This is a genomic window from Planktotalea sp. (assembly GCF_018607965.1).
Taxonomy (GTDB): Bacteria; Pseudomonadota; Alphaproteobacteria; order Rhodobacterales; family Rhodobacteraceae; genus Planktotalea.
Genome location: NZ_JABBAM010000036.1, coordinates 1 through 9,792 on the forward strand (window position 1 = coordinate 1; position 9,792 = coordinate 9,792).

Below are 9,792 nucleotides of genomic sequence, written 5' to 3' on the forward strand. Positions count from 1 at the left end.
AATCCGTCTGGGGTAAGGGGGAGATCGACCTCAGACCGATTTGTGCAACAAAGCCAAAATTGGCACTCAAGTGTTGCTAATTTGACGACATTCTGGCGATCTTGAGTTGTTCAGTTTCAAGATGGGTTTGCATTCCGTGAATATAAATGTTTAGAACAGACTACGAGGTTTAAGTACTTGAGGGCTTATTGTCCGTGAACTGGGCAATGAGCGAATTCTAGAGGATAATACTATGAAAAATATCGCACTTGCTGCTGCACTTTCCGTTTCTGCTTCCACAGCCTTCGCTGGCAACATGGAAGCTCCTATGATGGAAGCACCAATCATCGTTGAAGAAGCTGTTGCAGGTTCTTCTTCTTCCGGCATCGTCGTTCCTTTGTTGATCCTGGCGGTTGTTGCTGCTGCAGTTAATATGTAAGCATACGCTTAGAAATAAATTCGGGAGGGCGGTACCTTAGGGTGCCGCTCTTTCTGTTTGTGCCATCGGTTTTTTTGAATGGGCGTGCTGGCGCACGCGCTTTGTGAGCATATCCTAGAGGATATGCGGTTCGCCTCTGGCTGAAGTTTTTTGGAAAGATGAAGGTCGGTGGTTAAAGTGTTAAACAGTGCCTTTAGCATTCCGTCAAACGCTCTAGTCCAGCCAGCCTTTGAGATTTTCTTCGATCACAGTTGAAAGCGCTGTGATATGTGCATCATCATCGTTGAGGCAGGGAATGTAGGTGAAGTGTTCGCCGCCGCCCTCTTCGAAGCTTTCTTTAATCTCTTCGTTGATTTCTTCTAGTGTTTCGATGCAATCGGCTGAAAAGGCTGGTGCGATTACGGCGATATTCTTTTTGCCCTCTTCTTCTGCGAGGCGCGCGACTTCTTTCACGGTGTAAGGCTGAAGCCATTCTTCTGGACCAAATTTCGATTGGAAGGTTGTTGCGATTTCTACGTCGTCCCAGCCGAGGCGTTCTTTTAGGAGGCGCGTCGTTTTCTGGCATTGGCAATGGTACGGATCGCCCTCCATCAGGTAGCGCTTTGGGACGCCGTGATAGGAGCAGACGAGGATGTCTGGCTTGGTTTCAGCCGCTGCATATGCGCGCTCAACCGATTGCGCGAGTGCTTCAATGTAGAGTGGGTGTTCGAAGTAGGGTTCGATTGTGCGGCTGGCGGGTTGCCATTTTTCTTCCATCAGAACGCGGAAGAATTGGTCGTTTCCTGTTGCGGACGTCGCGCCTGCGTAGTGTGGGTAAAGCGGCATGAATAGAATTTTTGTGCAGCCTGCTTCGACCATCGCGCGGACCTTGCTTTTGATAGATGGATTGCCGTAGCGCATGCAATAGTCGACCATGACATCGTCGCCGTAACGTTCTTGCATGGCGGTCGTGATCTTGGTCGTCTGTTGTTTTGTGATCGTCAGAAGCGGGCTTTCGTTCGCGTCTTCATTCCAGATTGAGCGGTACGCCGCGCCAGACGTGAAAGGACGTTTCGTCAGAATGATTAGTTGCAAGAGCGGCTGCCAGAGCCAAGGTGAATAATCAATGACACGGCGGTCTGACAGGAATTCGCCCAAGTAACGGCGCATGGACCAATAGTCGGTATCATCTGGTGTGCCTAAGTTTGACAGCAGGACGCCAACTTTGGACTTTGGAAACTTTGGATGATCTGCGGGTGCATGCGCTGGGCAGGTCGCGGGTGGTGTGGCGTCAGGCATGGGATCACTCCGAATAAGTCACGTTCTACTGCCAAATAAGCAATTTCAGTGCATCGTCAATCGCGCAGCGGCTTTTCTGTGGTTTTTAATGCGTCTGCGAGGCGCGAATTGGCGGATCCCGGGCGCAATGGTTTGGGTTGGCTTGCGGACGGGGCCCAGCCTGAGAGGAAGATGAATTCGAACGTGGCGATGATTTTGCCGTCCTGTGTGAAGTTCTCAGCGTAGACTTCGGCGCAGCGATCAAAGACGTCGCGTTTTGTGGGTGTGCGAAGGCGCGCGTTCAATGCGTTGGCTTCGCCGAATTTGCGCAGGTCGCGCATTAGGTGGAATGCGCTTTGATAGCTGGTTTTTATCCTGAGCGTGTCTGCGACGGGCAGTGCGAGGCCTGCACGCTGCAAGAGCGCGCCGAGGTCACGGATTTCACCCATTGGGGCAACACGGGGGGACAAGCCACCTGTGATTTCGCTTTCGGCTTGGGCAAGGCACGCGCGCAATTCGTTTAAAGTTTGACCGCCAAGGCAGACGGCGTGGAATAGGCCGTCGGGTTTAAGGGCGCGCGCACTTTGAATGATTTGGCCGACAGGGTCGTTCGCCCAGTGCAGTGCCATAAAGTGCAAGGCGAGGTCGTGGTTTTTCTCTGTCGCGGCAAGCGTGTTTGTATCGTCGATGTGTAGCGCATCGGGAAATATATCGGCCGCGGGGCCAATAATAAGCGGTTTCGTAAACTTTCTATTAACCAGAGTCAGCCGATCAAGGATCTCATCCTTCGCAATGTCATGCAGAAAGCTGTCGCTGGCGCGGTTGCGATTGCGGATCAGCGCGGTGCGATCGGTCAAGAGGGGCGGAGTTTGCATATGTCACGTCTTATTGCGCATGCGCCGGGGTTTCAAACCCTGTTGCATGCGGTGTTTCCGCCCGAATGCTTATCTTGCCGCGCGCGTGTTGCGAGTGATGACGGACTTTGTGGTCCGTGTTGGCGCGATACCGCGTTTATTTCCGGGTCGGTTTACGATGGATGCGGTGTGCCCCTGCGCGGTGAGGTTCAGGATGGGGATCGCTGTGATGATTGTCTGAGTATTGCGCGGCCTTGGTCGCAGGGACGTGCGGCGTTGCTGTATAAAGAGCGAGGGCGCGCGCTGGTGTTGGCACTGAAACATGGAGACCGTCATGATATTGTGCGTCCCGCTGGGGCGTGGATGGCGAACGTCGCCCGTGGGATTTTACGCAATGATGCGCTTGTCGTGCCTGTTCCGCTGCATTGGACGCGTATGGTGAAGCGACGGTACAATCAGTCGGCTTTGATTGGTCACGCGATGGCGCGAGAGTTGGACGTTCCCATTTGTGCGGATTTATTGAAGCGGGATCGCGCAACCGCGAGCTTAGATGGGAAATCGCGAGAGGATCGGTTCAGCGAATTGTTTGGTGCAATTTCTGTGAATGACAAACGCGCTGCGCAGATTTTTGGTCGTTCAGTGCTTCTTGTTGATGATGTGATGACCTCTGGCGCGACGTTGGCGGCCTGCGCGGGTGCTTGTCTGGCTGCACAGGCGCGTGATGTTTGCGTTGTGACCCTAGCGCACGTCGCAAAGGATGACTAACTTGGCAGCAACCTGAAAAGAAGGATAGTGTTGTGAAGCCAGTAGAAATTTATACATCGCCGCTTTGTGGATTTTGCCATGCCGCGAAACGTTTGCTGACGTCTAAGGGCGTTGAGTTTTCCGAAGTCGATGTCTTGGCTCACCCTGATCGCAAGCCAGAGATGATCCAGCGCGCGAATGGGGGACGTACCGTTCCACAGATTTTCATCGGTGAAACGCATGTTGGTGGGTGCGATGATCTGTTCGCGCTTGAGAACGCTGACAAGCTGGATGCGATGTTGGCGGCGTAAATGAAGGTCGCGCTTTTACAAACGTGTTCTAGTGATGATCCGCGCGACAATCTTGCGCGGATCTCGGCGCAAATACGTAGCGCTGTTGATAAGGGCGCTGCATTTATTCTGACGCCTGAGGTTAGCAATTGTGTGTCTTCGTCGCGCGGGCATCAGCAATCTGTTTTGCAGTATGAAGCGGATGATCTGTCGCTTGCTGGGTATCGGACGTTGGCGGCGGAGCTTGGCATTTGGCTATCGATTGGATCGCTTGCGGTAAAGACGGATGACGCAGATGGGCGTTTTGCGAATCGTTCGTTTTTGATTGATCCACGTGGCGATGTGAGCGCGCGCTACGACAAAATCCACATGTTCGATGTGGACGTGAGTAAAGAAGAAACCTATCGCGAATCTGCTGGGTATCGTCCGGGTGAACGTGCGGTTGTTGCGCAAACGCCGTTCGGTACGTTGGGTTTGAGCATTTGTTACGATGTGCGCTTTGCTTATTTGTACCGTGCTTTGACGAAGGCTGGTGCGGAAATTCTGACGGTTCCTGCTGCGTTTTCGCCAGTGACGGGGGCGGCGCATTGGGAACCGCTTTTACGTGCGCGCGCGATTGAAACGGGGTGCTATGTTTTGGCGGCCGCGCAGACAGGAACCCACGAGGCGAGCACAGGCAAGCAGCGCAAAACATACGGGCATTCGCTTGCAATTTCACCGTGGGGCGAGGTTTTGGCGGATGGTGGGACTGAAACAGGCACCGTTTTTGTTGATCTTGACCTGGCGGAAGTGTCAAAAGCGAGGAGGAAGGTTGCGGCGCTGCGCCATGATCGAGCTTTTGAAGGTCCTTAATGTCTGACGATGCCAGTTCCCTTGCAATTATGTTGTTCAGTGAAATTCTGACAGCGGATCAGCTTTTGCGCAGTCGACTGAGTCGCGTTCTACCCAAGGGTATGGAGATTTCGCATTTTTCCGTTCTGAATCATTTGGCGGGACAGTCGGGTGAAAAAACCCCTGCGCAATTGGCGAAAAGTTTTCATTTAACGCGCGGTGCTATGACTAACACGCTGGGGAAACTTGAATGGGCGGGATATGTGCATATTCGCCCTGATTGGGATGATGCACGTCGCAAGATGGTGGCGATCAGCCCCGCTGGGCGTGCCGCGCGGGATGCGGCGTTGCTTGGGATGGGGCCTGTGATTGCGGAGATCGTCGAGGATATGGGCAGTGAAAAACTGCGCGCCATTCTCCCGACGATCCGTGATTTGCGGCTGAAATTAGAGCAGGACTAGGGTTTTGCGCTGGCTGTGACGTAGTTCACGCTTAGATCGCGATCTGACAGGCTCCAGCTCCATAAGATTGGGTTGAACACGAAACCTTTGCGATCCACGGGCGTCAGGCCTGCGTTTTCCAAAAGCTCGAACAACTCGTCAGGGGTGATGAACTTGTTCCATTCGTGCGTCCCTTTGGGCAACCAACGCATGATGACTTCAGCGCCGATAATTGCCATCGCATAGCTTTTGGGATTGCGGTTGATGGTCGAGCACACATGCAAGCCACCAGATTTCAAAAGTTGACGACACGCGGTCAGGTAGGCCAGCGGATCGGCGACGTGTTCGACGACTTCCATATTTACGACGGCATCAAACTGCTCGCCTGCTTGCGCCAGTGCCTCTGCAGTTGTGCAGCGGTAATCAATCGTAAGGCCCGATTGTTCAGCGTGAACCTTTGCGACAGGGATGTTGCGTTCTGCGGCGTCCGCGCCAACGACAGTCGCACCAAGACGTGCGAGGGGCTCGGACAAGAGGCCGCCACCGCACCCGATATCCAAGATGCGCAGGCCTTTAAAGGGTTCAGGCGTCGTGAGGTCGCGGTCAAATTCACCTGCGATCTGGCTTGTGATGTAATCCAGACGGCACGGGTTTAGCATGTGCAACGGCTTGAACTTGCCTTTGGGATCCCACCACTCTGCGGCCATTGCTTCGAATTTTGCGACCTCTGCGGGGTCGACTGTTGTTTGTGCGGTTTGCATTCCTGTCTCCGTATGCTCAATTGGGCGCGACTGGCTCATCTAGGGTTATATAGGATGGATATGGATAAAATCTCAGGCCAAAAGAGCGCGGTTCAATATCTGTACCCGCCGATTGATCCATTTGACCAACGCATGATGGAAATGCCGGGCGGTCACACGATTTATGTTGAGCAATGTGGCAACCCGCATGGCATCCCTGTGATCGTGCTTCATGGCGGTCCGGGCGGCGGGTGTAGCCCGACGATGCGGCGTTATTTTGATCCGAGCGTTTATCGCGTCGTGCTGTTCGATCAACGTGGGTGTGGTCGTTCGCGTCCGCATGCGTCCGTGGAAAATAATACGACTTGGGATTTGGTCGCTGACATTGAACGCATTCGTGAAGCGGTGGGCGTTGATAAGTTCATCGTGTTTGGTGGAAGTTGGGGCGCGACACTTGCGCTGATCTATTCAGAAACCCATCCCGAGCATGTACGCCAAATCGTTCTGCGGGGTGTGTTCTTGATGATGCAGCGGGAGCTTGACTGGTTCTATCGTGGTGGCGCTGGGCAATTCTGGCCTGAAACGTGGGCCGAGTTTGTAAAATTGGTTCCAGAAAGCGAGCGTGATGATTTTATCAGCGCATACCACAAGCGTTTGTTCAGTGGAAATCACCAGCAAGAGACGCTTTATGGCAAAGCGTGGTCAAGTTGGGAAAATGCGCTGGCCTCAGTTTATTCTAATGGACGTAGTGGTGATGCACTAGGGGAATATGCGCGCGCGTTCGCGCGTCTTGAGAACCACTATTTTGTGCACGGTGGTTTCTTGGAATCAGATGGCCAGATTTTGTCCAACGTCGATCGTATCAGCCATATCCCCGGTGTGATCGTGCAAGGGCGTTACGATATGATTTGCCCACCCAAGTCAGCATATGATCTTGCGCAAGCTTGGCCCAATGCGGAGTTACGAATGGTGCGCAATGCAGGTCACGCGTTGAGCGAGCCGGGTATTAGTGCGGAACTTGTGCGTGCAATGGACCAGATTGCTGAGGACTGTACGTAAAGAAGGCCGCCTGTGAAAAGACGGCCTTCGAAATAACTTGTTACCACTTTGGAAGAATATACACGCAAAAAGTGTGTTACCTAGGAAAGCTGTAACTAGAGGAAGATTGATGTGCAACAGTTGATTCGCGGGTGTGGGGAAATTGCTACCCTTGTTTATATGACATACGGACTTGCGGAGTCAGAACACCTGCTTTATATGCCCTTTAACAGCGGCGTGTTCGGGTCCAAACCGAACGCCCCACCGGACAGTTTGTAACGGGCCGCGCGCCCGTTTTTTTGTGCCTAGACCCTAGGCTGGATGATTTATGAACAACGATCTAATTGCGAAAGCCGCCATCGACCAACGCCTTGCTGGGTTGATCACACCTGTGATCGAGGACCTAGGTTTTGAATTGGTACGCGTACGCCTGATGTCTGGCAAAGCCACGACGCTTCAAATTATGGCGGAACGTCCTGAGGGTGGTATCGAAGTTGACCAATGCGCTGCGATCAGCACCGCAGTTAGCGCGACTTTGGATGTCGAAGATCCGATTGTGGATGAATATACGCTGGAAGTATCCAGCCCTGGAATCGATCGCCCGTTAACGCGCCTTAAAGACTTTGCGACGTTTGAAGGGTACGAGGCCAAGATTGAAACGACTGAGCTGATCGAAGGTCGCCGTCGTTTCAAGGGCCAACTTGCAGGTGTTGAAGATAATGATGTGTTGATCAACATTGAAGAAGGGACCGTCGGTCTTAACTTTGATTGGTTGAGCGATGCCAAGCTGGTTCTAACGGACGAGCTGATCAATGAGATGTTACGCCAGCGCAAATCGACTGGTGCGATTAACGAAGATGATTTTGACGAAATACAGACGGACGATGCGTCGTCCGAGGAGGAATAACCATGGCCATAACCTCAGCAAACCAGCTTGAGCTGTTGCAAACTGCCGAAGCAGTTGCGCGCGAAAAGATGATCGATCCGGGTCTTGTGATTGAAGCCATGGAAGAAAGCCTCGCACGGGCGGCCAAGTCACGCTACGGCGCGGAAATGGATATTCGTGTTGCGATCGACCGCAAGACAGGTCGCGCGACATTCACACGTGTGCGCACGGTTGTGGAAGAGGACGATCTTGAGAACTATCAGGCCGAGTTCACAGTTGATCAGGCCAAGCAGTACATGGCGGATCCTGAGGTCGGCGCGACATTCACGGAAGAAGTCCCGCCAGTAGAGATGGGCCGCATCGCGGCGCAATCTGCAAAGCAGGTTATCTTGCAGAAAATTCGCGAAGCTGAGCGTGATCGTCAGTTCGAAGAATTCCAAGACCGCGCCGGCACGATCATTAACGGTGTTGTTAAGCGTGAAGAGTACGGCAACGTGATCATTGACGTAGGTCGCGGTGAAGGCATTCTGCGCCGTAACGAAAAGATCGGCCGCGAAAGCTATCGCCCGAACGATCGTATTCGTTGCTTTATTAAGGACGTGCGTCGTGAAGCGCGTGGCCCACAGATTTTCCTATCTCGGACAGCGCCTGAATTCATGTCCGAGCTGTTCAAGATGGAAGTTCCTGAAATCTATGACGGCATCATCGAGATCAAAGCAGTTGCACGTGACCCCGGTTCACGCGCCAAGATTGCCGTGATTTCACATGACGGTTCTATTGATCCAGTCGGTGCTTGTGTTGGTATGCGTGGTTCACGTGTTCAGGCCGTTGTGAATGAACTTCAGGGCGAAAAGATCGACATCATTCCTTGGAATGAAGATCAGCCAACGTTCCTTGTGAACGCGCTTCAGCCTGCTGAAGTGACGAAAGTTGTTCTGGACGAAGAAGCGGGAAAAATCGAAGTTGTTGTTCCTGATGAGCAGCTTTCCCTGGCGATTGGCCGTCGTGGTCAGAACGTACGTTTGGCATCCCAGCTGACGAACCTCGACATCGACATCATGACCGAGGAAGAAGAAAGCAAGCGTCGTCAGGCGGAATTCGAACTGCGCACTAAGCTGTTCATGGAAGCACTCGACGTCGACGAATTCTTTGCACAGCTGTTGGTTGCTGAGGGTTTTACCAACCTCGAAGAAGTGGCTTACGTCGAAATTGACGAACTGCTGGTGATCGACGGTGTTGATGAAGATACGGCGGGCGAATTGCAGACACGTGCCCGTGAATTCCTAGAAGCCAAAGCAGCAGCAGCCCTTGCGAAAGCACGTGAGCTGGGAGCAGATGACAGCCTTCTTACTTTTGAGGGTATCACACCACAAATGGCGGAAGTGCTTGCAGAAGATGGCGTGAAAACGCTGGAAGATTTCGCGACATGTGCGGACTGGGAACTGGCTGGTGGCTGGACGACAGTAGACGGCGAGCGCGTCAAAGACGAAGGCTTGCTAGAGAAATTCGGGATGGAGCTAGAGGAAGCCCAAACCATGATTATGACAGCCCGTGTTCTGCTGGGTTGGGTCGATCCGGCTGAACTTGAAACATCTGACGATGCAGAAGATGACGCATCCGAGGAAGCCGAAGCCTGATCGCAGGCTTCGGAGTTTTTACAGTGACGCGCGGCGGCACACATAAAGATCGCTCTGACGGGCCAGAACGTCAGTGTATCGTGACACGGGAATCGCTTCCTATGTCTGACATGATACGCTTTGTCGTTGGCCCTGATGAGCAGATCGTCCCTGATATCCTGCGTAAATTGCCGGGTCGGGGAATCTGGGTCACTGCGACCAAGGACGCGCTTGAAAAAGCGGTGACCAAAAACTTGTTTGCGCGGGCTGCGAAGGCACCCGTAAAAGTGCCAGACAATTTGATTGCAGAAATCGAAACACAAGCAACGCGGCGTTTGATTGACTTGATCAGTCTTGCCCGCAAATCGGGATCTGCCGTTGCTGGCTATGAAAAAGTTAAAAGCTGGCTTGGAAACGAAGAGGCGACGGTATTGATCCAAGCCTCTGATGGATCCGAGCGCGGCAAGTCGAAATTAAGTACACCTCACTACGGTTCATTCATCGGTTGGTTAACGGCAGATGAGCTTGGATTGGCCTTTGGGCGACAGACTGTGATACATGCGGCGCTATGCGCTGGTGGACTCACCTCTCGTGTAGTAGAGGAAGCCCAAAGATTAAAAGATATACGAGAAGTAGCGACGGCAGGGGCCGTCCGAAAGGAAAAGACAGCTAAATGAG

At 52.9% G+C, this 9,792-nt stretch carries 12 protein-coding genes; 9 read left to right on the forward strand and 3 right to left on the reverse strand.

Annotated features, from left to right (window positions below; genetic code table 11):
• Nucleotides 1–232: 232 nt before the first annotated feature.
• Entirely contained in the window at nt 233–418 is a 186-nt protein-coding gene (locus tag QZ279_RS03080) for a hypothetical protein (protein WP_293447793.1), read from the forward strand.
• Between the two features lie 213 nt (nt 419–631).
• Here the strand turns inward: QZ279_RS03080 and hemH are convergent, their stop codons facing one another.
• Both hemH and QZ279_RS03090 read right to left on the reverse strand, forming a co-directional pair.
• Nucleotides 632–1,696: a ferrochelatase gene (gene hemH, locus QZ279_RS03085; RefSeq protein ID WP_293447795.1), complete on the reverse strand. Its 1,065-nt coding sequence runs from the start codon at nt 1,694–1,696 to the stop codon at nt 632–634.
• A gap of 56 nt (nt 1,697–1,752) precedes the next feature.
• A complete protein-coding gene (locus QZ279_RS03090; RefSeq protein ID WP_293447797.1) occupies nt 1,753–2,550 on the reverse strand; it encodes an SAM-dependent methyltransferase in 798 nt (265 codons plus the stop codon).
• Between QZ279_RS03090 and QZ279_RS03095 the strand changes: the two genes are divergently transcribed.
• From QZ279_RS03095 to QZ279_RS03110, 4 genes are read left to right on the forward strand one after another with little or no spacing between them, the layout of a single operon-like run.
• On the forward strand, nt 2,551–3,294 hold the full coding sequence (locus tag QZ279_RS03095) for a double zinc ribbon domain-containing protein (RefSeq protein WP_293447800.1): 744 nt from the start codon (nt 2,551–2,553) through the stop codon (nt 3,292–3,294).
• 32 nt (nt 3,295–3,326) lie between these two features.
• The gene (gene grxC / locus QZ279_RS03100) at nt 3,327–3,584 is read left to right on the forward strand and encodes a glutaredoxin 3 (protein WP_293447802.1); all 258 of its coding nucleotides are present in this window, start codon (nt 3,327–3,329) and stop codon (nt 3,582–3,584) included.
• The gene (locus tag QZ279_RS03105) at nt 3,585–4,415 is read left to right on the forward strand and encodes a carbon-nitrogen hydrolase family protein (protein ID WP_293447804.1); all 831 of its coding nucleotides are present in this window, start codon (nt 3,585–3,587) and stop codon (nt 4,413–4,415) included. It begins immediately after the preceding gene.
• The gene (locus QZ279_RS03110) at nt 4,415–4,855 is read left to right on the forward strand and encodes a MarR family transcriptional regulator (protein ID WP_293447806.1); all 441 of its coding nucleotides are present in this window, start codon (nt 4,415–4,417) and stop codon (nt 4,853–4,855) included. Before QZ279_RS03105 ends, QZ279_RS03110 begins: the two co-directional genes overlap by 1 nt.
• Here the strand turns inward: QZ279_RS03110 and ubiG are convergent.
• Nucleotides 4,852–5,595, reverse strand: a complete 744-nt coding sequence (gene ubiG / locus QZ279_RS03115) for a bifunctional 2-polyprenyl-6-hydroxyphenol methylase/3-demethylubiquinol 3-O-methyltransferase UbiG (RefSeq protein ID WP_293447808.1) — start codon at nt 5,593–5,595, stop codon at nt 4,852–4,854. The genes QZ279_RS03110 and ubiG overlap by 4 nt on opposite strands.
• A gap of 60 nt (nt 5,596–5,655) precedes the next feature.
• On the opposite strand from ubiG, the gene pip reads away from it, so the two are divergent.
• From pip to QZ279_RS03135, 4 genes are all read left to right on the forward strand, one after another.
• Nucleotides 5,656–6,633, forward strand: a complete 978-nt coding sequence (gene pip / locus QZ279_RS03120; protein WP_293447810.1) for a prolyl aminopeptidase — start codon at nt 5,656–5,658, stop codon at nt 6,631–6,633.
• Between the two features lie 307 nt (nt 6,634–6,940).
• Nucleotides 6,941–7,519 carry a ribosome maturation factor RimP gene (gene rimP, locus QZ279_RS03125; protein ID WP_293447812.1) on the forward strand — a complete coding sequence of 193 codons (579 nt, stop codon included), beginning with the start codon at nt 6,941–6,943 and terminating at the stop codon, nt 7,517–7,519.
• Nucleotides 7,520–7,521: 2 nt separating this feature from the next.
• A complete protein-coding gene (gene nusA / locus QZ279_RS03130) occupies nt 7,522–9,135 on the forward strand; it encodes a transcription termination factor NusA (protein WP_293447814.1) in 1,614 nt (537 codons plus the stop codon).
• A gap of 23 nt (nt 9,136–9,158) precedes the next feature.
• Entirely contained in the window at nt 9,159–9,791 is a 633-nt protein-coding gene (locus tag QZ279_RS03135) for an RNA-binding protein (protein ID WP_293447817.1), read from the forward strand.
• The last annotated feature ends 1 nt before the right edge of the window (nt 9,792 follow it).

Excerpts from the sequence above, each read along its gene's own strand:
- QZ279_RS03090 (WP_293447797.1), bottom strand. The coding sequence starts at position 2,550 with ATGCAAACTCCGCCCCTCTTGACCGATCGCACCGCGCTGATCCGCAAT.
- nusA (WP_293447814.1), top strand. The coding sequence starts at position 7,522 with ATGGCCATAACCTCAGCAAACCAGCTTGAGCTGTTGCAAACTGCCGAA.
- QZ279_RS03105 (WP_293447804.1), top strand. The coding sequence starts at position 3,585 with ATGAAGGTCGCGCTTTTACAAACGTGTTCTAGTGATGATCCGCGCGAC.
- QZ279_RS03095 (WP_293447800.1), top strand. The coding sequence starts at position 2,551 with ATGTCACGTCTTATTGCGCATGCGCCGGGGTTTCAAACCCTGTTGCAT.
- pip (WP_293447810.1), top strand. The coding sequence starts at position 5,656 with ATGGATAAAATCTCAGGCCAAAAGAGCGCGGTTCAATATCTGTACCCG.
- QZ279_RS03110 (WP_293447806.1), top strand. The coding sequence starts at position 4,415 with ATGTCTGACGATGCCAGTTCCCTTGCAATTATGTTGTTCAGTGAAATT.
- rimP (WP_293447812.1), top strand. The coding sequence starts at position 6,941 with ATGAACAACGATCTAATTGCGAAAGCCGCCATCGACCAACGCCTTGCT.
- QZ279_RS03080 (WP_293447793.1), top strand. The coding sequence starts at position 233 with ATGAAAAATATCGCACTTGCTGCTGCACTTTCCGTTTCTGCTTCCACA.
- ubiG (WP_293447808.1), bottom strand. The coding sequence starts at position 5,595 with ATGCAAACCGCACAAACAACAGTCGACCCCGCAGAGGTCGCAAAATTC.
- hemH (WP_293447795.1), bottom strand. The coding sequence starts at position 1,696 with ATGCCTGACGCCACACCACCCGCGACCTGCCCAGCGCATGCACCCGCA.